The organism is Chryseobacterium echinoideorum (genome assembly GCF_007474535.1).
In the GTDB taxonomy this organism is placed as follows: Bacteria; Bacteroidota; Bacteroidia; order Flavobacteriales; family Weeksellaceae; genus Chryseobacterium; species Chryseobacterium echinoideorum.
Genome location: NZ_VKNW01000006.1, coordinates 224,275 through 245,398, shown reverse-complemented (window position 1 = coordinate 245,398; position 21,124 = coordinate 224,275). Strand labels below are relative to the sequence as shown.

Sequence of the window (21,124 nt, the reverse complement as noted above, 5' to 3'; positions counted from 1 at the left end):
ACTTACTTCATATTATTTATCCGGTAAAACTCCAATGATATTATTTTCAAAACCGCCTTAATTTCATCAATTGAATTTAAAAACCTATTTTTGGAAAAAATGAATTAAAACATTATGAAAACTAAACACCCAAAAGGTCTACCCTATCTGTTTTTTACGGAAATGTGGGAGCGTTTCGGATATTACCTGATTCTCGGAATTTTTGTTTTGTATATGATTGACAGCGAGAAAGGAGGCTTAGCCTTTGATGACAAAAATGCCGATGATATTTTCGGAACTTTTATTGCGCTGACTTATCTCACTCCATTTCTTGGCGGATTTCTTGCAGACCGGGTCTTGGGATATGTAAAAGCAATTTATATTGGTGGATTTTTGATGGGACTGGGTTACTTGGGAATCGGACTTTTTAAAGAACTTCCGCTGTTTTATACTTCGCTTGCTTTAATTATTATTGGAAATGGATTTTTTAAACCCAGCATTTCTACGCTTTTGGGTAATTTGTACAATGAGGAACCTTATAAAGCCAATAAAGATTCCGGTTACAATATTTTCTACATGGGAATCAATATCGGTGCTTTTATCTGCAATATTATTGCTGCTTTTATGCGAAACAAGTACGGATGGGGACCTGCATTTATGACTGCCGGAATAGGAATGTTTGTTGGTCTATTGGTTTTTACGATCGGCAGACACCATATTCTTCAGGCTAATATTCTGAAACCTGCACAGGAAGGCGATACCAAAATCTCTGATGTTTTGGTTAAAGTATTCTTACCTGCAGTAGTTTTCGGACTGATTGGATGGTTTATTCCTTACAACATTTTTGGAAGTGATAGTACAGATGCATTTATTTTCGCCTGCGTTCCTGTTATTTATTTTTATGTAATGCTTTATGTGAAAGCCAACTCAGAGGATAAAAAACCTATCGGAGCCTTATTGGCTATTTTTGCCGTAAGCTTAATGTTTTGGGCAGTTTTTAAACAAAACGGAACAGCTTTAACAAGATGGGCAAAAAATTATACCGACAGAACAATCCCTGCACCCCTTGAAAAACCATTGGAATCCATTTATTTAGTGGATATAAAAGATTACAAAGATCAGGAAGTCTCAGTATATGACGATCAGTTTCAAGTGAAAAAAGACGAAAACGGGAAAGCGTTAAAAGAACAGGGAAAAGATATTTATTTCAGAAACATTTCTTCGGAAGAAAAAGCTAAGCTCGAAGCCAATCCTTCGCAGCAGGTCAGTTTATACAATACAGAGCTATTTCAATCAATCAATCCTGGCTGGGTCATTGTACTGACGCCTCTCGTTGTAGCTTTTTTTATGATGCTTAGAAGGAAGGGTAAAGAACCAAGTACGCCGTCAAAAATTGTTTTAGGATTATTCATTTCAGCATTATCGTGTCTGGTAATGGTTGGAGCCGTTTATGCCGGACAAAACGGCTTGGTAAAAGTATCGGCTTTATGGCTTGTTGCAGCGTATGGAGTGATTACCGTAGGAGAACTTTGTCTGTCACCAATGGGTCTTTCTTTGGTATCAAAGCTTTCTCCACCGAGAATTACAGCTTTAATGATGGGTGGATTTTTTCTTTCAACATCAATCGGAAACAAACTTTCCGGAGTTTTAGCAAGCTTTTGGTATGATTATGACAACAAAGCTAATTTCTTCATTGTTAATTTTGGCTTACTTCTTTTGGCAACATTACTTGGACTTTCGATACTGAAAAGACTTAATAAAATCATGAAAGAAAAGGGAGTTAATTAAAAATTTAACTTTACGATCACAAAACCGCAGTCAATTCTGCGGTTTTTTTATTTTAAAACTTGCCGAAAACCCAAAAAAAACTATATTTGTCAATCTTAACAAAAATTTAACAAGTATATATGGATACAGCAGTTCAGTCGAAGACTAGGCATCCTAAAGGATTATGGGTACTTTTCGGAACAGAGATGTGGGAGCGTTTCAACTTTTATGGAATGAGGGCTCTGCTCACTCTGTTTATGGTAAATTCTTTACTAATCAGAGAAGCAGATGCAGCAATCATCTATGGGGGTTTTTTAGCATTATGCTATCTTACTCCGCTTATGGGTGGGTTTATCGCCGATAAGTACATCGGAAACAGAAATGCAATTCTCATCGGCGGGTCACTAATGGCGATCGGACAATTTTTATTGTTTATCAGTGCATCTACATTCTCCGGAAATATCGACAGTGCTAAAATGTTTATGTGGCTGGCTTTGTTTATTATCATTTTTGGTAACGGCTTTTTTAAGCCGAATATATCTTCAATGGTTGGGAGTCTTTATCCTAAACAGGAAAAATCTAAGCTTGATTCAGCATTTACGATTTTCTATATGGGGATTAATATCGGTGCTTTTTTGGGACAGTTTATCTGCCCTTATTTGGGTGATGTAAAAGATTCTACAACAGGAGTAAGAGATATTTTTGCTTTTAAATGGGGATTCCTCGCTGCTTCAATTGCCATGGTAATTGGAACAATAACATTTCTTATACTAAAAAATAAATATGTAGTAACTCCCGAAGGAAGACCAATTGGAGGGTTACCAAAAAACAATACAAGTGAAGATTTTGAAGAAGGAGAAACTCAGACAGCTAAGTTTTCTAGCAGTGCATTAGGAATTACAGGTATTCTTTTTATAGCATTATTTTTTGTATTCAGATATTTACTGGTAGGTCAGTTTGGATTTGACTCTGTTGAAATGGGTCAATTAATTAAAGGAATTATTTATCCATTTATTTATGCAGCAGGTATTTCTTTGGCATTTTTAATTATGTCTTCTGCCGAAAATAGAATCGAAAGACAAAGAATCTGGGTAATTTACATTGTTTCATTTTTTATTATTTTCTTTTGGGCAGCCTTCGAGCAGGCCGGTTCGTCATTAACCTTCATTGCAGACAATCAAACAGATAGAGATATTTTTGGATGGAATATGCCTCCTTCAATGGTTCAGATATTTAATGGAATCTTTGTGGTTCTATTAGCCGTTCCATTCAGTTTATCATGGGATAAATTACGTGCAAAAGGCAAAGAACCTGTTTCACCTATGAAGCAAGCAATTGGTCTTGCTTTAATTGCTCTAAGTTATTTTATTATTGCACATAATGTAAAAGATCTTGGCAATTCAGGATTACTGGCAATCAAATGGCTGATGTTATTATACTTCATCCAAACGTGTGGAGAACTTTGTCTATCTCCAATTGGATTATCTCTTGTCGGAAAATTAGCACCAAAAAGATTTTCATCATTGCTATATGGTGTATTCTTTATTTCGAATGCTGCAGGTTATGCACTAGCAGGATCATTAGGAGCATTAATTCCAGCAACGGGAGATAAATATAAAAAAGCAGAGGAATTAGGTGTTAATTTACAGGAAGTTTTGGATAAAAAAGTAACCTTAAATGCTGATCAGGTTGCCGCATTTGAAAAAGCACAGTTACCATTAGAAAACCCAACTTTTGTAGGTTTTGAAATTCACAATCTATTCGAATTCTTTATGGTATTTGTTGTTCTTTGCGGGATAGCTGCCGTAATTTTAGCGTTAATTTCACCAATTTTGAAAAAAATGATGCACGGTGTAAATTAGACTATGCAAACAAATAATTACTAAACCTCTGATTTTTCAGAGGTTTTTTTATACATTAGTAGATTGTAAATTAAATCAAAACTATTAAATAATATATAATTATGAACCTCACCCTCGACGAAATACAAAATTTTAAAGGAAAATATCCAAAACAGATCTGGAGTCTCTTTTTCTCTGAAATGTGGGAACGGTTCTGCTTCTACGGAATGCGCGGAATGCTGGTGTTTTTCATGATTTCTCAATTGAAATTTGATGATGAGAAAGCCAATTTACAATATGGCGCAACTCAGGCTTTTGTGTATGCTTTTACCTTTATCGGAGGATTATTCGCCGATAAGATTCTCGGATTCAGAAAATCTCTTTTCTGGGGCGGACTTTTGATGATTATCGGAAGCTTAATTTTAGCAACAGATCCTCATGAGTATTTCTTTTTAGGAATTTCTTTTACGGTAGTGGGTACAGGTTTTTTTAAGCCAAATATTTCCTCAATGGTCGGGCAACTCTACAAGCCGAATGACTCCAGAGCAGATGCGGGATTTTCTCTGTTTTATGCAGGAATCAATCTTGGAGCTTTATTGGGCGGATATTTGTGTATTGCCATTGGTAAAGGTGAGCTTTTCGGAGATATGATTTCTCAAAACATAAGATGGAACGTAGCTTTTGGTTTAGCAGCAATTGTGATGGTTATTAGTTTGATTAATTTTGTTTTTACCCAAAAAAGTTTGGGAAACATCGGATTGCAGCCCTTGGAAGTCTTAGCCGAAGGAAAATCAGGAAAAATGCCGAAATGGAAAGAATATGGAACATATATTTTATCCTTAATTTTTATTCCATTAATTATGAAAATGGTATCTGTCCCTGAATATACAGATTATTTTATGTGGATCGTTGGACCTTTAACTTTGATCTACCTGTTCTATGAAATGTCTAAAGTAACCGAATCAGAACGCAAAAAACTTTGGGCGGCGCTTATTTTCATTTTATTTTCTATTGTTTTTTGGGGAATTTACGAACAAAGCGGAGGCTCATTAAGCATTTTTGCCGCTAAAAACCTCAACAAAGACCTGCTCAATCTGGATCCTAATGGGGTCAACAATTCTGCCGGAGCATTTTTCATTATATTTTTAGCTCCTTTGATCGGGTTATTTTGGATTTGGCTCAGTAAAAAGAAAATAGAACCCAATACGATTATTAAGTTTGGTTTAGGGTTTATATTTTTGGGACTGGGATATTATATTTTATTTGCGACAAGATTATTTGCTGATCTTCAAGGAATAACTTCATTAAACTTCTTCACTCTGGCTTTACTGATCATCACTTTAGGAGAATTATGTCTCTCTCCTATAGGATTATCTATTATGACCAAGCTTTCAACAAAAAATCTTCAGGGAATGATGATGGGATTATGGTTTCTCGCCTCAGCTTATGGGCAGTATGTTGCCGGAATAATCGGAGCCGGATTAGCAAAAGCAGATAAAAACTCTACCAACTATGATGCATTAATAACGTATACCGAAGGTTACAAACAATTGGGATTATATGCCGTGATTGCAGGAGTGGTACTTATTTTGATATCTCCATTTGTAAAAAAACTGATGCAGGAAGTACGTTAATGATTTAATATTAAAACAATTATGAAAAAAATTTTTGCGATTATATTCTTTATTCAATCTGTTTTTGCCTTTTCACAGGTAAAGTGGATGACTATTGAAGAAGCTCTCGAAGCACAAAAAACCCAGCCTAAAAAGATTCTTATTGATTTTTATGCAGATTGGTGCGGTCCGTGTAAGATTATGGAGAAAAAAACTTACGGACATCCCATCATCTATGAATATCTGAATGAAAATTATTACCCTGTAAAATTCAATGCCGAAGATAAAAAAACGATCGAAATATTCGGGAGAAAATTTTCCAATGAAAACACTTCGCAAAAAAGAGGACGAAATTCTCTGCATGAATTTACCCAGTATATGAACGTAAATGCTGTTCCGAGTACGGTTTTTTTAGAAGAAAACGGCAATCCGATCACGATTTTGCAAGGTGAGCTGTCTGCTAAAGAACTGGAACCTTACCTTTCATTTATCTCAACTGATATGTATAAAAAAATTAAAACCCGAGAGGACTGGGAAGATTATCAGAAAAAATTTAAGTCTAAAATAAAAGAATAAAAAGGTTTTTAGTATCTAATTTCAGTTTTTTTAGTTAAAAATTTGAAAGAAATGAGCAATTAAATAAGTCTGTATCTTTTGTTTTAAATAAACCTGAGCTTTCAAAAATGAAAGCTTTTTTTATTTCTAAATTTTCCCGAAATTCGTGCCTCAAAAATAAATTTCTGACTTTAGAAACTCCCATAGAATTTGTGAAAGGAATCGGTCCTGAACGAGCCAAACTCATCAAAAACGTGTTGGGAATTTCTATCGTGGAAGATTTTCTTCATTTTTATCCGATCCGGTATATTGATAAAAGTAAAGTTTTTACCGTATCAATGCTGCAGGAAAGCAATATTGAAGTTCAGCTGAAAGGTAAAATCACTTCTGTAAAAGAAATTCAGACTGGAAAAACCAAAAGACTTTCTGCAAAATTTAACGATCATACCGGAACGATGGATTTGGTCTGGTTCCAATATTCCAAGTGGCTGAAAGAGCAGATTCCCATTAATAGAGAAGTCTATATTTTCGGAAAAATAAATGTTTTCAGCAATCAGTTTTCAATGCCACATCCTGAAATTGAAGCTGAAGAAAATAAAGAAACCGAAAGCAGATTAAGACCCATTTATCCAAGTTCGGAAAAACTAAGCAAACGAGGTTTAAACCAAAAGTTTTTCCAGAATGTTTTAAAAAATATATGCAGAGAAATTCCGGCTCTGATTCAGGAAAACCTTCCGGAATATATGATTCGTCATTATCAATTTTTATCAAGACAGCATACTTTTCTCAATATTCACTTTCCAAAAGATCAGCAGCATTTTGAGAAATCAGATAACCGTCTGAAATTTGAGGAGTCCTTTTTCTTTCAGCTTGGTTATGGTCTTAAAAAGCTTCATCATAAAACACAGTCCATTGGAAATCCGTTTCCTATTGTAGGTGATTATTTTACAGAATTTTACGAAAATCATCTTCCCTTTGATCTTACTAATGCCCAGAAAAGAGTATTAAAAGAAATCAGGATGGATATGAAAAAAGCAATTCAGATGAATCGGCTTTTACAAGGCGATGTTGGTTCGGGAAAAACGATGGTTGCTTTATTGACGATGCTTATTGCCATGGATAACGGCTTTCAGAGCTGTCTGATGGCACCTACAGAAATTCTGGCTCAACAGCATTATAATGGAATTAAAGATTTACTGAAAAATACTCCTATCAAAGTGAGCCTTTTAACTGGGTCAGTAAAAGCTTCTGTAAGAAAAATCATTCATGAGGAGCTTGAAAACGGAGAACTGTCAATTTTAATCGGGACTCATGCGGTTTTGGAAGATAAAGTAAAATTCAAAAATCTCGGATTGGCAGTTATTGACGAACAGCATCGGTTTGGTGTCGCTCAAAGGGCAAAACTTTGGGCTAAAAATAAAATTCCTCCACATATTTTGGTGATGACCGCCACTCCGATTCCCAGAACTTTGGCCATGAGTTTTTATTCTGATCTGGATGTTTCTGTGATTGATGAACTACCCGTTGGAAGAAAAGCCATTATTACCGCTCACCGGAGAGAAAAAGACCGCGCTTATGTCTATCAATTCTGTCACGAAGAAATTCGGAAAGGAAGACAAATCTATTTCGTTTATCCTTTGATTGAAGAATCTGAAACTTTGGATTACAAAAATCTAATGGAAGGTTTAGAAAACATTATAGATAATTTCTCCAATTACAATGTAACAATGCTTCACGGGAAAATGAAACCTGATGAAAAAGATGCTGCCATGAATTATTTTGCATCTGGGAAATCGCAGATTATGGTCGCAACAACCGTGATTGAAGTCGGTGTAAATGTTCCGAATGCTTCAGTAATGGTGATTGAAAGTGCAGAAAGATTCGGACTTTCACAGCTTCATCAACTTCGCGGTCGTGTCGGAAGAGGTGCTGAACAGAGCTACTGTATTTTGATGACATCTGATAAACTATCAAAAGAAAGCCGCACAAGAATCAAAACCATGACAGAAACCAATGACGGTTTTAAAATTTCGGAGGTTGATATGCAGTTGCGTGGTCCGGGCGATATTTTGGGAACCCAGCAAAGTGGCGTTGTTGATTTTAAAAAACTTGATCTTGTCAATGATGCACAAATCATTAAAACGACAAAAAGTCTGGTTGAAAAGATTCTGGAATCCGATCCTCATTTATCACGAACTGACCACCAGATTATTAAAAATTATTATCTTCAGAATTATAAAGGGAAAAATAAGTGGAGTAAGATTTCGTAAACCTCAATAAATCAGAAAAATTTATTTGTCTTCCGGTTTCTTCGTCCGTCCCAAACAGATAAAACTTTTATCTGAACATCATCAAATTGATAGAAAAGTAAGTAATTTGAAATGATTTTAACTCTAACGTTCCTTAAACTTGTCTCTCGACCAATCATCGGGTTTTCAGCGAGCTGCTTGATAGACTTGATCAAAAGCTTATTCAGTTTAATGCTGTATGTTTTAGATTTATTATTATCAATCCAAAACTCAAGAATATCTTTTCTTTCAATATTGGCTTCCTTGGTCCAGATTACCTTTCTTGAAGCCATTTTTCAATTTGATTATTAGCTTCATCTTCACTCAAGACTTCATCATTTTGAGCATTTAAAAGCCTTACGTTTTGCACATCATCTAATTGGTAGACATCAGTATCCTGCTCGAAATCCAGAAGATTTTTAATTTCGTCTATAATTTTCGTGTCTTTCAAGTTAGCAATCCTATTAATTAACTCTAATTTTATTTCAGCAGCATTCATTTCTTGTGAAATTTAATTCAAATTTACAAAATTTAGTATACACAATTATATCTTACAACAATATCTCCATTAAAAAATCATCCATCACAAAGCCATTTCCAATATCAAAAACGCCTTCATCATACACTTTATATCCTTGAGATTCGTAGAATTTCTGTGCTGAATTATGTTTATTCACATTTAGAATAACTCTGTTATCACCACTTTCTTTTACTTTTTCGTTGAGAAATTCAAGCGTTTTTTTGCCTAAGCCTTTTCCTTTACTTTTGGGAACGAGATAAATCCGGTGAAGTTTGGTCGTATTTTCTTCGTAATGATGTTCAAAACCTATAAATCCGTCGTAATCATTTGTCTTTTCATCAAAAATAAGATAATAATGATAATTAGAATTTCCAAGATGTGCCGAAATTTCAATCTCAGAATACATATTTTCAAGCATATACTTCATCTGCTCTTGTGAAAGAATTTCTGCATAGGCATTTTCCCAAGATCTTTTTGCTAAATCTTGGATTAATGGTATGTTTTTTTCGGTTGCTTTGATTAGTTTCATTACTGATAAGATTGATTCACGATTAATCAAAATATTTATGACTTATGCATTAAAAGCTATAGATTAAAAAAGTGAAAAGTTTTACACTTCTCACTTTAATTTTATTTATCAATTAAAAATTCGCCATTGATGTATTGACAATTCACCTTTTAGATGTTCGCCATTTCAGCTTTAATTTTAGCATAAAGTCCCTCTGAAGCTTTAACCAAAGGAAGTCGCAAATAATTTTTAACAATTCCTTTTTCTGCTAAAACAGCTTTAATTCCGCAAGGATTTCCTTCCGCAAAAATCAATCTGGTAATTTCAACCAATTTATTATGAATTTCGTATGCTTCATCTACTTTTTTATCGAAAGCCAACTGAACCATTGTGGAAAATTCTTTGGGATATGCCTGTCCGATTACGGAAATCACTCCTGCTCCACCTGCCAAAGTAACCGGAAGGGTAAACTCATCATCTCCCGAAACCAGATTAAAACCTTCAGGTTTTTTTCTTAAAATATCAAAGTACTGAAGAATATTCGGTGCTGCTTCTTTGATTAGGAATAAATTCGGAAATTCCTTTGCTAAACGCAATGTAGTTTCTGCTTCGATATTTTGTCCTGTTCTTGACGGAACATTATAAATGATAATATTTTTTCCTGTGGAAGCCAAAGCTTTATAATGCTGATAAAGCCCTTCCTGATTCGGTTTGTTATAATAAGGAGACACCGATAAAACCGCTGTAAAATCTGAAATATCTGTTTCTTCAATTTGTTTTTTAACTTCAAGCGTATTGTTCCCGCCGATTCCTAAAACCAACGGTACACGTTTATTGTTGGCCTTAATGATGTAATCTATAACCTGTTTCTTTTCATCAGAAGAAAGCGTTGCAGCTTCCGCTGTAGTTCCCAAAACAACTAAATAATTGGTTCCGTTTTCGATATTATAGTCCACAAGTTTTGTTAGACTGTCAAAATCAACGGATAAATCTTCATTAAAGGGCGTTACCAAAGCAACACCTACTCCTTTTAAAATGCTCATCTGTTAAAAAATTATTATTGCCAAATTTAATCAATTAAGTCAAGAATTTGCAATAATTAATCATGTTTTATTATACATATAATTATATTTGCATATAGTAAAATGATTATGCAAAATAAATTCTTATTCATAGGAATTGCTCTGGTCTCTCTCACTGCCTGCAAAACTGCATCTTGGCAGGTTGCAGATGTGAACACCCGAAAAAACATTTCTATCAATAACGAAATAAAGTCAGACGAAAAGTTTGTCCGGTTTATTGAACCTTATACTGATAAGCTCAACCAGGAAATGAACCAGAAAATCTCCCATACTGTTGTAGATCTTACTAAAGAAGGTGACAACAGTAATCTTGGAAATCTTCTGGCAGATTATACTTTTGACGGAACCAATGAATGGGCAATCAAAAACATCGGAAAAAATATTGATGCTGCGTTGATCAACATCGGAGGCATCCGTACAACCATAGGAAAAGGCGACATCCTCCTCAAGAATGTTTTTGAAGTAATGCCTTTTGAAAATGAAGTCATCATCATGAAAATGAAAGGTTCGGACTTGCAGGGACTTTTTGATTATTATGTAAAAACTCAAAAAAATAATCCTGTTTCTCATCTTTATATAGAGACCAACAACGGTGTATTTTCAAAAGCACTTATTAATGGAAAAGAGGTAGATCAATCAAATATTTATTACATAGCCACTTCCGATTATCTTGCTTTAGGAGGGGACAACATGAAGTTTTTCAGTGCAGGTGAAATGATTCCGACGGGGATTAAACTGAGAGATCTTTTCATAGAATATTTTAAGAAAAATCAGGAAATCAATCCTCAGGAAGAGATCCGTTTAAATTTTATCGGTAAAAAATAATGAACAGAAAAAGCTTTTTAAAAACGGTTACCGGCGGAACTATAGCAATGACTTTAGCTCCGAATCTGATGATGGCAGAAGGTCTGAACCTGCAGTCTTTAAACTCTTCCAGAAAACTGACTATTCTTCATACCAACGATCAGCACAGCAGAATAGAACCATTTGATTCCAGTTATACACGAAATCCTAATCAAGGTGGATTTGCAAGAAGAGCAAGCTTGATTCAGAAGATAAGAAACGAAGAAAGCAATACTTTGCTGCTTGATTCCGGAGATATTTTCCAAGGGACACCTTATTTTAATTTTTTTGGAGGTGAGCTGGAATTTAAACTCATGTCGATGATGAAATATGATGCTTCTACGATGGGAAATCATGATTTTGATAATGGTCTGGACGGATTTTTGAAGGTTTTGCCTAATGCTAAATTCCCGTTCATTTGTTCTAATTATGATTTTAAAAATACTATTTTAGACGGAAAAACTTCAGCCTATAAAATTTTTAACAAAGACGGAATAAAGGTAGGAATCTTCGGGGTAGGAATTCAGCTCGAAGGATTGGTAGGAAAAAAACAATACGGAGAAACCATCTGGAATGATCCTATTGATGTCGCACAGCATTATTCTAATTTTCTGAAGAACGAAAAAAAATGCGATCTGGTTATTTGCTTATCCCATATCGGATATGATTATAAAGATGAGCCTGAAAAAATCAGCGATAAAATTTTGGCTTCAAAAACAGAAAATATTGATCTTATTTTGGGAGGCCATACTCATACGTTTTTGCCGGAGCCTCAAAATTTCACCAACAGAGCGGGCAAAAATGTTCTGGTAAACCAGGTTGGATGGGCAGGACTTCTTCTGGGCAGAATAGATTTCTTTTTTGATTCAAGTAAAAATATACAACAGATTTCCTGGAATAATCAGGCAATCGACAGCAGCATAACCGTATAATATGAAAAAAATATCATTACTTTCTCTTGGCATTTGGGCATCTTTACAACTTGTAAATGCACAGAATATTACTTCAAAAAAATGGGCAGACCATTTTTCTTACAATAATGTTCTTGCAATGAAAGAAGACAATGGAAAAATTGTCGCAGCCACAGAAAACGGAATTTTTTATTATACCCTATCAACAGGAGAAATTACAAAGCTCTCTAAGGCAAATGGTCTTCATGAAGTAAAAATCTCTGCTTTTGATTATAATCCACAGACTAAAATTGCTCTTGTCGGTTATCAAAACGGTTCTCTGGATGTGATTACTCCACAAGGGATTACTTTTGTAGTCGACATTCCTATTGCTACTGGATATAACGGAAGCAAAAAGATTAATCACATTTCAATTACAGGTGATAAAGCAGTAGTTTCTGTGGGCTACGGTGTCTCTATTTTTGATCTGAAAAAGAAAGAATTCGGAGATTCTGCATTTTTTGTAACTGCCGGAACTTTTCTTGCAAGTAATGAAGCCACAATAAAAGACAATAAAGTTTTCTCGGTAACCAATGACGGTTTAAAAAGCCACGAAATGAATACTACATTTCCTGTTTATGCTACATGGGCAACAGAAATGGCGGGAGCTTTTAAACATATTGACTCTGAATCTACAATAGCATTTTCATCTGCCAATACTGCTTATGTTTATGAAAATGGTGTTTCTACTCCTATTTCTCAAACTTTTGGAAATATTTCTGATGTTGTCGTTAATGCTGGCAATATTGTAATTACCGATGCTGCAAGAATTTATACTTACAACACATCCGGAACCAGTACAGGAACTGCAACTTTAGGTGAAAGCTGTAATACAGCCACCACTATAGGTTCAAAAATATATGGTGGGACTGTATTTTCCGGTATTAAAACGGAGGATAATATTGCTTATAAACCCGATGGTCCTTATTTCAATTATGCATATAAACTGAGACTGTTTAATGACAATCAGATTTTGGTTTCTACAGGAGTAAGAGCTAACAGCTACAACGAGCCTCAGATTAATCCAAAAAATCCCGGATTTTATTATTTTACGGGTACGGAATGGGTTTATCCTTCTTATTTTGTAGGAAATTCAACTATTTTTAATATTATTGATGCTTTTCCTGATCCAGCGAATACAGCAGATGTTTATTTTACCAATTATAATTTTGCCCCGGGATATGGAGTCTATAAAATGAAATATAATTCCGGCTCAAAAGATTTTGAATTCATCAAAAAATACGACCTTGGAACTGATAATCCTTTAGTAAGAAGACCAATAGGATTTACTTCTGATGATCAGAATAATATATTTGTTACTGTAGGATTTGCAACCAATGGAAGTACTTCAGCATTGGGGGTTTATGAGAGGGTTGCAGATCAGTTTGTTATTAATGATCTGAATACCAGTTCAGCAATGCAGATTCCTACTTTTAGCAACAATTTGATCTGGATCCCGCTGCCAAGATCAGAAAACTTTCTTGTTTATGATACCAAAAAGACAGCAACAATTTCTGATGATTCGCAATATATCTTAAGTAATTCAAATGGTATTCCTGCAAGAACTGTTTCTTTTGCGATGGACAAATCCGGAGACGCATGGATCGGTACCCAAACAGGACTCAGAATTTTGAATAATGCTGCAACAGAAATAAAAAATAATCCACAGCTAGAACCTATTATTATAGAACAGGGAGGAATTGCAGAAGAACTTTTCAGAGATGCTGCCATTCTGCACATTGAGGTAGACGGAGGAAATCAAAAATGGGTTTCGGTAGAAGATGGTGGTGTTTATTATTTGTCTGCTTCCGGAGAACGTGTTATCAGACATTTCACCAAAAACAATTCGCCCCTTCCTACCAATAGCGTTACCGATATTAAAATTGATAAAAAAACCGGCAAAATCTATTTTGTGACTTTTGACGGAATCGTGACTTATCAGGGTGATGTAGCAGATGTAACTTCAAATTTCGGAAATGTTCTGGTCTATCCTAATCCTGTTGTTTATTCGCAGTTTAAAGGAAATGTAACGATAAAAGGTTTAGCAGAAAAAACAAACATCCGAATTACCGATACTGCAGGAAATTTAGTACACTCTGCTGTTGCAAGAACAGGATATTATGAATGGAATCTCAACAATCAGAAAGGGAAAAGAGTAGCTTCGGGAATTTATTTTGTACTGATGACCAACGAAGACGGATCTGACAAAGCTACCGCAAAAATCGCAGTAGTAAACTAATGTTTTCTCAAAGAGGATTTTTACTTTCTTTCATCAAATATGGTGAGAACGATGCTATTTTGCACTGCTTTACAGAAGATGAGGGCTTTCAGAGTTATTTTTTGAAAGGAATTTACAGCAAAAAAAATAAGAAGAAAGCTTTCTTACTTCCGCTGAATCAATTGAATATTAATGTAAATCACAATAAAAATACCGGCATTAAAACCATTTCTAAATTTGAGATGGTACAATTAAATGATATTTATACAGATATAAAGGCAAATTCCGTCATATTTTTTGTTGCCGATTTTCTGAATCAGGTACTGAAAAATGAAAGTAAGAACGAAGTTATTTTCAAAACCATTCAGGAACTGGTCTCTGAGCTTGAAAGAAAAAACTACCGTTCTCACCTTATTTTTTTGGTGAAAATTTTAAGAATTCAGGGAGTTTCTCCGCTTTTGGGCGAAGGAAATTATCTTGATCCTGAAACAGGAATATTTTCTCATGTCGGAAAGCATCATTTATTTGACACTGAAATTTCTGCACTCTGGAAAGCTATACTTTGCGCACCAAATCCTTATGAAATTACGATTTCCAAAACTTTGAGAAAAAAGTTTTTAGATAGTGTATTGGTATATTATCATTATCATTTTTCAGATTTCCGTACTCCAGATTCTTTGGAAGTACTTCAGCAGATTTTCGAATGATTATCCGTTATCTTCAAAACTTTCGAGACTTGTCATTCCGCCATCAATAAAAATACTTGTTCCTGAAATATAATCTGCAAGGTCACTTGCCAGAAATGCCGCTAAATTTCCAACTTCCTCCGGCTGACCAATTCTGTTATAGGGAATAAGCTTCATTAAATTCTTTAAAGCTTCAGGAGTTTCCCAGGCTTCTTTATTGATAGGTGTCTGAATCGCTCCGGGACAAATAGAATTTACTCTGATCTTATCTGCGCCATGCTCCTGAGCCAAAGTCTGCATCAGCATCTTGATTGCTCCTTTGCTTGCTGCATAATTGGCTCTTCCCGCCCACGGAATAATCTCATGTACCGAGCTGATATGAATAATTTTACCACAAGCAACAGATCTTGTTTTATCTATCCCACGACGGAGAAATTCTTTGATGGCTTCACGAGAACACAAAAACTGTCCCCGAAGATTTACCGACATTACCTCATCCCACTCTTCTACTGTCATCTCTACAAATTTTGCATCTTTCTGAATGCCTGCATTATTAACAAGAATATCCACCGTTCCGTATCTGGAAATAGTTTCCTGAAACATGGCAATAACTTCTTTTTCTTTGGATACATCACATTGCCAAACCATACCTTTTCCGCCTTCTGATTCTATTTCATCTAAGACTTTTTGGGCTTCTCCGGCAGAATTTTCTGATGAATGATTGATGATTACCGTTGCTCCTGCGGAAGCTAGCGATTTTGCTATTCCGGTTCCTATTCCGCTGGATGCTCCTGTAACGATGGCAACCTGATTTTTAAGTGAAATTTCCATACAATGATTTTGATGATTATTAAAACCAATTGAAACTTTTAAGCCAAAGTATTATTGTTGTAAAAAAGAGCTTTTGTTTTTATCGACCTTTTTAGCAATTCTTAAAATTCCATCTTAATATTCAAAGTGCGTTTAAGGATTAAAAATTCATTAATTAAACAAATATTTACAATCAATCCGTTTTAAGCAAAAATTTTATCTTCTTTGATGTACTCTTTTTTGATACTTTCCAATAACATCTCTAAAGTTACTTGGTAGTCTGTTTCTTGTAATGAAATGGCCTTCAAACTTACATCCTGTATGACATTCATAATATTAGAACCGGTTAATTCGTAGCGGTTAGCGATCTGTTCTAAACTAATACCCTCCAGCTGCAGCTGTTCGGGTAAATTTTGCTGCCAAATGCGAAGGCGCTCTTCATACTTTGGATTACCAAATTTGATGCAGCTGTGAAATCTTCTCGTAAATGCTTTATCCATATTATTTTTAAAGTTGGATGCCAGAATGATGAGTCCTGAAAATGTTTCGATACGCTGCAACAAATAAGAAACTTCCTGATTGGCATATTTATCATGTGCATCACGTACATTGGTTCGTTTTCCGAAAATAGCATCAGCTTCGTCAAAGAATAAGATCCAGTTTTTATTTTCGGCCTTGTCAAACAATTTGGCCAATTGCTTTTCTGTTTCTCCGATATATTTGGAGACCAGCATAGAAACATCCACTCTAAAAACCGGACGTTGAATATATTTCCCTAAAAGGCTTGCTGCAAGAGTTTTTCCTGTTCCCGGTTCTCCGTAAAACAAAACACGAAATCCCGGTTTTAGTTTTTTCTGCATTCCCCAGTCTTCCATAAGAATCCGGCTGCTGTTGTACCACGCTTCAATACTCTGAATTTCGTTTAAAGTGGGTTCAGGAAGTATAAGATCTGTCCAGGATCTGTGAGTTTGTAATAGTTCCGCAGGAAAATCATTACTCATTTTCGGCAATAGTTCCACTCCTAAAATGATTTTATTAAAAGCTTCAGGATGAATATTAATCTGGCTGCTCGCTGATGAATGTTCGTGATTTGAACCTGAAAAAACAATAAGCTCATCTTTCATCAAAACCGATTCAGGATTAAAATAATCCAATGCTTTCAATCTTTCTGAAATATTTTCTCCGCCTAATATGTACTGTACAGCCTGAATTGTAGGATGAAAAAGCCTTCCATTATCATTCAATGAACAAAAATCAAAAAATGATGCATTCGGAAACTCCAAATAAATGCGTTTAAGCAGTAATGGTTCCAGCCTTGGCAATAAAGCCATTAAAAGAATAATGACTTCCTGATGAGTCAATCTTTTCTCAGAAATAAAATTCCCTAAATGAAAGGTTTTATAATCATAACTAGTAAATCCCGGTGCATCAGAAGCAAAGTTTTCGGACGAATTGTTTATACGCCAAGTGATCACCTGTTCTAGATGTGTAAAGAGTTTATGTAATTGTTTTGATTCCATGATATGTTTTTGTTATTTCTGAAAATGTATTGAAAATCAAAATTGGCTTTTTTTGATTGATTTGAATGTTTTTGGGGATTGTTTATTCAGTAGTTGCAGTACTATTAGTCACTACACGAGATCATCATATTTCTTCAGAATCTTAGCAAGACCTTTTCCAATGATATCTTTTTTAGCCGTAATATTTTCTACAGCTCCTATTCCTGTGATAAAATCTACCTCAACCAAAACAGCGATTCCGGAACCTAAATTTAATATTCCGATGGTGGAATGCTGAGAACTGTTTTCGGGCTTTACGCCGCGGTTTTTAATTCCTAATTCTTTGCTCAGAAAGAGATTTACTTCATCTGCCATTTTGTAGGAAGCAGAATTTTTATTGGCAAAATCTTTCCTGTTGACGTAAGACTCCACTCCTCTGGTTGTACTGTTTCCAGCAGCATTCAAATGAATATCAAAAACAACAGATCCTGCTCCGGGTTTAATTCTGTTTTGGTATTGCCTGTTGGTTTCCCAGTCTTTATCTATGACAATATTTTTATCATCGCTGTTTTTTACAATAGAATTACGAATCAGCTTTGTAATGTCTGCTTCTTTGTATCCATTGGCAACCGCTCCAGGATCTTCGTCATGATGACCTGCCGACAAAAAGGTTCTTAATGGTGAAAATTGTATCATGGTATATATCGTTTAATGAGTTTTTTACTTGTTTCCCAAACAATTACAGCCAGAACGGCAACTAAAGCGAACTGCCAAACTGTATTTTTTTCAGTTTTGGTATCTGTCTTTACCGATTTTGACTTTAAATTCTGCTTGAAAACTTCGTACTCGTTCTCCAAGTCTTCATATTTTCTCTGAGTACTTAGACTGGTCTCAAAAAGGTGATTGTTTTCTAACTTTAAAGATTCAATCTCATTTTTTAAATCTGTTTCATTAATGAAATTGAGTTCTGTATTATCGTTAACAGGAATAGTTGTTCTGTTGCCAAAAGCATCAGTAAATTCAACATTTCTAATTGTTCCGGGATCTGCACATTTTCCGTTGTTTTTCAGCTGGAAGTTTTGTGATGCTAAGAGATTATCCCGCACAATAGTATAGTTTGTTTTTGCAGAGACAGAATCCTTTGAGTTTTGTTTTGAATTTTCTAATTCAGTTACAGAAGTTTTAGTTTCTTTTGTAAAATCAGTTTCAGTGAATGACTCCTGCTTTTCTTTTGACTTCTGTCTGCTTGATGTGCATGCAGAAATCAGCAAAATGATTAAAATGGTTATTAGTTTTTTCATGGTTTAAATTTCTTAATTGATTTGTCTTTAAGTAATTTAGTGTAAAAGCTTATAAACTTTTCTTAAATACTAGCCAAATGAACTGATTTAGGATTAATCAAGATCTTTTGCATGCTTTGAGCTTGTTTACTTATTCTGTTGACAATCCTTGATCATCTTCTGTGTGAGCAGTTGTCCGTTTTGCATGCATAATTTCTTCAACATTGCCCTGATCCTGATAAATTTCCCAATTTGGCACAACTACTATTTTGTAAATTTCGTTGCCATCTTTAAGAATTAGATATTTTGTAACGTTTTCCCATATCAGGAATATTGAGACTAATTACACAAGTTTCCTTGCAATTTGTGAATAAAAATGGATGATCTGGTAATTGCATTTTCAAACCACATTTTATCTGTGTTTTCTAGTAAGTTTAAAAATGCTTGATTTGGTGGGAATTATTCTTTCTGTTTTGCTTTATAATTGTATTAGTGAATTTATATATATATCTGTTTGAATGTTCGCCCCGTTATTAGAATTACTATTACTGTAAGAATTAAAGTTTACGAAAAAAGCCAAATCTATCCCGTTAGGTTGAAACCATGTAGAAACAGAGGTAGTAAGCTGACCATTATTGATGCTGGTAATACTTACGACATTACCTTTCTTATTAATATATAATTTAGAGGAACGGTTTATAGCTATAGATGTATTTATATTACTCCCATTTACTGTAATATTATCCGGTAGAATTTTTTCTTCAAGGAAAAGATTTCTTCTTACTCCTGCTAAAATTTGCATAGAATGTGATATTGGCTGAGAAGCATCAACCAAACCATAATCATAACCATACGCACCATCATAGTAAATTACGCCAAATGTTACATTTGTTAATTCAAGATAAAAATCTCCATCAGCAATTGCTGCAGGGATTAAAACAGAACTCTTATAAGAAACAGCATCTAGATTTGTTCCTACAAATTTTTCATCTGTATTTCTACCTCTATGTATGGATGTTCCGATAGCAGTCGTGACATCAACAGTAGGGCAAATTGTGGGATTATTCAGCATACTCCAGTTTAATCCAGACAAACTAATCGGTGTTAATAAATCTATTATATTAATTGTAGTATTTGTTACATAATAGGCCACACCATTCCACAATCTAAGTTTATAATTTCCAATTGGAAAATTTTTAAAATTATAGTAGAATACTAAATCAACGCCATTTTGATAAAGCTGAATCTGTGAATTAGGTATCGTTGCAATAACAGTTGTTCCCGTAATATTCATAATCTCTATAGAAAAATTTGCCGGATTTAAATTTAGATTTGCACCTTTTAAAGTGATATAAAAATTCCTGTCCTGTTTATCAACAATCGTGGGTAATATAGCCGCAACACTCATTGTGTTAGTCGTCCATCCTCCATTCATGGCGGTTTTCCAAGCTGTTTTTTGGGTATCAGTTAAACTATTCGCTAAAGAAAGAAAATCTGCATTATCGGCAAACATCAAAGGTCTTTTTACTCCGCTGTCGTCAGTCCCAAAAAACTTTTTGTCGTTGTAAGTAAACTGCTGTGGTAATGTTTCATTGTTGTTTTCTAAAACCAATCCCGACATTCTTGCTCTTGAAGTTAAGTGTAATTGTTCAGAAGGTGTTGTCGTTCCTATACCGTATTTTAAGCCGCTGCTTTCACGAAAAATATTTGAATTTTTGAATTCAGAGCCATTCCAGAAAAGCAAATGATCAGATCCCGGATTAATGGACTGATAAGAGGCTGTTCCATTCATCTTAACGAAGTAATTTCCGTTTATCTCGGGCTTATCAAGTTTTGTATTGAGAGCACTCTGTAAACCTTCCACCATACCCATTGTAATATTGGTGAGTCCGGTTGGAAGATAATTCTTTGTGTCACTTTTCTCTTCACCTTTAAATATGAAAAGTGAAAAATTCCCTTTATCGTCCGGAACAGCAATAAAATCATTTTGCTGAAACTCATACTTATCAGCATTTTTTGCAAATTCCGTCAAAGTGTTTTCACTTACTTGAATTAAATCAGTCAAACCCAACGCTTCGATTTTATCCGCACGGATTTTTCCGTCTTTTACATAATCGGATAGCATCATTGCCATTACCATGATCTGTTCTTTATTAAAGACATTTGCAGGCTGACCTTCATCTACCAATGCCATATTGGAAGGAAGATCATCAACATTAAGCTTGTTATTTAATGAAGATTCTAATCCGTCAACTTCTGCAATCGGAACTTTTGTGTCTTTGTTTCTGAATGAAGAAAAGGTTTGTTTGAATTCTTCCTGTGTAGGTTTATCGCCGGTCTCAAACCAGCTTAATATTGTTTCTAAGTTTGCCATAGTGTTTAAAAATTGTGTTTTTATGAATTGAAGATTGATTGAAATTGAGAGATTTTTGAAGATTAGACTTCTGACTTGATTTGCCAATTCTACGGAATGTAACTGCTTGATTGGTTACAGAAACTTTTAGAAATAATTATCAATTTACTTTTAAAAAATCTTACCAAAGGCTGCTCACAAAAGGAGAATCTCTTGATAAATTGTGAGGAGTATTTACCAGAGTTTCTCTCAAAAGAAAATCCTACACTATTTTTGAATGGTTCAAAAAAGCAAGGTTTTTCCGGCTAATAGCTGCCCGCTTGAATGAAGAT

Annotated in this window: 18 protein-coding genes; 9 read left to right on the top strand and 9 right to left on the bottom strand. The window is 34.7% G+C overall.

Annotation, left to right across the window (positions count from 1 at the left end):
- Positions 1 to 114 precede the first annotated feature (114 nt).
- The 5 genes from FOL89_RS09965 (at position 115) to recG (ending at position 8,025) form a co-directional block, all read left to right on the top strand.
- Positions 115 to 1,767 carry a peptide MFS transporter gene (locus FOL89_RS09965; RefSeq protein ID WP_144282653.1) on the top strand — a complete coding sequence of 551 codons (1,653 nt, stop codon included), beginning with the start codon at positions 115 to 117 and terminating at the stop codon, positions 1,765 to 1,767.
- A gap of 119 nt (positions 1,768 to 1,886) precedes the next feature.
- The gene (locus FOL89_RS09960; protein WP_144282652.1) at positions 1,887 to 3,608 is read left to right on the top strand and encodes a peptide MFS transporter; all 1,722 of its coding nucleotides are present in this window, start codon (positions 1,887 to 1,889) and stop codon (positions 3,606 to 3,608) included.
- Between the two features lie 101 nt (positions 3,609 to 3,709).
- Complete coding sequence (locus FOL89_RS09955; protein WP_144282651.1) at positions 3,710 to 5,221, top strand: peptide MFS transporter; 1,512 nt, start codon at positions 3,710 to 3,712, stop codon at positions 5,219 to 5,221.
- Between the two features lie 21 nt (positions 5,222 to 5,242).
- On the top strand, positions 5,243 to 5,776 hold the full coding sequence (locus FOL89_RS09950; RefSeq protein ID WP_144282650.1) for a thioredoxin family protein: 534 nt from the start codon (positions 5,243 to 5,245) through the stop codon (positions 5,774 to 5,776).
- A gap of 107 nt (positions 5,777 to 5,883) precedes the next feature.
- Positions 5,884 to 8,025 carry an ATP-dependent DNA helicase RecG gene (gene recG / locus FOL89_RS09945; protein ID WP_144282649.1) on the top strand — a complete coding sequence of 714 codons (2,142 nt, stop codon included), beginning with the start codon at positions 5,884 to 5,886 and terminating at the stop codon, positions 8,023 to 8,025.
- A gap of 11 nt (positions 8,026 to 8,036) precedes the next feature.
- Here the strand turns inward: recG and FOL89_RS09940 are convergent, their stop codons facing one another.
- From FOL89_RS09940 to dapA, 4 genes are all read right to left on the bottom strand, one after another.
- Positions 8,037 to 8,336: a type II toxin-antitoxin system RelE/ParE family toxin gene (locus FOL89_RS09940; RefSeq protein ID WP_144282648.1), complete on the bottom strand. Its 300-nt coding sequence runs from the start codon at positions 8,334 to 8,336 to the stop codon at positions 8,037 to 8,039.
- Positions 8,318 to 8,542 carry a hypothetical protein gene (locus FOL89_RS09935; protein WP_144282647.1) on the bottom strand — a complete coding sequence of 75 codons (225 nt, stop codon included), beginning with the start codon at positions 8,540 to 8,542 and terminating at the stop codon, positions 8,318 to 8,320. The genes FOL89_RS09940 and FOL89_RS09935 overlap by 19 nt, the downstream gene beginning before the upstream one ends.
- Positions 8,543 to 8,594: 52 nt before the next feature.
- On the bottom strand, positions 8,595 to 9,092 hold the full coding sequence (locus FOL89_RS09930; RefSeq protein WP_144282646.1) for a GNAT family N-acetyltransferase: 498 nt from the start codon (positions 9,090 to 9,092) through the stop codon (positions 8,595 to 8,597).
- 149 nt (positions 9,093 to 9,241) lie between these two features.
- Positions 9,242 to 10,114, bottom strand: coding sequence for a 4-hydroxy-tetrahydrodipicolinate synthase (dapA, locus tag FOL89_RS09925; RefSeq protein WP_144282645.1), 873 nt, complete (start codon positions 10,112 to 10,114; stop codon positions 9,242 to 9,244).
- 108 nt (positions 10,115 to 10,222) lie between these two features.
- On the opposite strand from dapA, the gene FOL89_RS09920 reads away from it, so the two are divergent.
- The 4 genes from FOL89_RS09920 to recO are packed head-to-tail and all read left to right on the top strand — an operon-like array spanning position 10,223 to position 14,871.
- Positions 10,223 to 10,978, top strand: coding sequence for a 5'-nucleotidase C-terminal domain-containing protein (locus tag FOL89_RS09920; RefSeq protein ID WP_144282644.1), 756 nt, complete (start codon positions 10,223 to 10,225; stop codon positions 10,976 to 10,978).
- A complete protein-coding gene (locus tag FOL89_RS09915) occupies positions 10,978 to 11,928 on the top strand; it encodes a bifunctional metallophosphatase/5'-nucleotidase (protein ID WP_144282643.1) in 951 nt (316 codons plus the stop codon). The genes FOL89_RS09920 and FOL89_RS09915 overlap by 1 nt, the downstream gene beginning before the upstream one ends.
- A 1-nt stretch (position 11,929) precedes the next feature.
- Complete coding sequence (gene porZ / locus FOL89_RS09910) at positions 11,930 to 14,185, top strand: type IX secretion system anionic LPS delivery protein PorZ (RefSeq protein ID WP_185146959.1); 2,256 nt, start codon at positions 11,930 to 11,932, stop codon at positions 14,183 to 14,185.
- Positions 14,185 to 14,871 carry a DNA repair protein RecO gene (recO, locus tag FOL89_RS09905; RefSeq protein ID WP_144282642.1) on the top strand — a complete coding sequence of 229 codons (687 nt, stop codon included), beginning with the start codon at positions 14,185 to 14,187 and terminating at the stop codon, positions 14,869 to 14,871. The genes porZ and recO overlap by 1 nt, the downstream gene beginning before the upstream one ends.
- On the opposite strand, the gene FOL89_RS09900 is transcribed toward recO, so the two are convergent.
- The 5 genes from FOL89_RS09900 to FOL89_RS09880 form a co-directional block, all read right to left on the bottom strand.
- Entirely contained in the window at positions 14,872 to 15,681 is an 810-nt protein-coding gene (locus FOL89_RS09900) for a glucose 1-dehydrogenase (RefSeq protein WP_144282641.1), read from the bottom strand.
- A 182-nt stretch (positions 15,682 to 15,863) separates the two neighbouring features.
- Entirely contained in the window at positions 15,864 to 17,180 is a 1,317-nt protein-coding gene (locus FOL89_RS09895; protein ID WP_144282640.1) for an ATP-binding protein, read from the bottom strand.
- A 111-nt stretch (positions 17,181 to 17,291) separates the two neighbouring features.
- Positions 17,292 to 17,855, bottom strand: a complete 564-nt coding sequence (locus tag FOL89_RS09890) for an N-acetylmuramoyl-L-alanine amidase (RefSeq protein WP_144282639.1) — start codon at positions 17,853 to 17,855, stop codon at positions 17,292 to 17,294.
- A complete protein-coding gene (locus FOL89_RS09885) occupies positions 17,852 to 18,460 on the bottom strand; it encodes a hypothetical protein (protein WP_144282638.1) in 609 nt (202 codons plus the stop codon). The genes FOL89_RS09890 and FOL89_RS09885 overlap by 4 nt, the downstream gene beginning before the upstream one ends.
- Before the next feature lie 457 nt (positions 18,461 to 18,917).
- A complete protein-coding gene (locus FOL89_RS09880) occupies positions 18,918 to 20,813 on the bottom strand; it encodes a hypothetical protein (protein WP_144282637.1) in 1,896 nt (631 codons plus the stop codon).
- Positions 20,814 to 21,124: the final 311 nt, after the last annotated feature.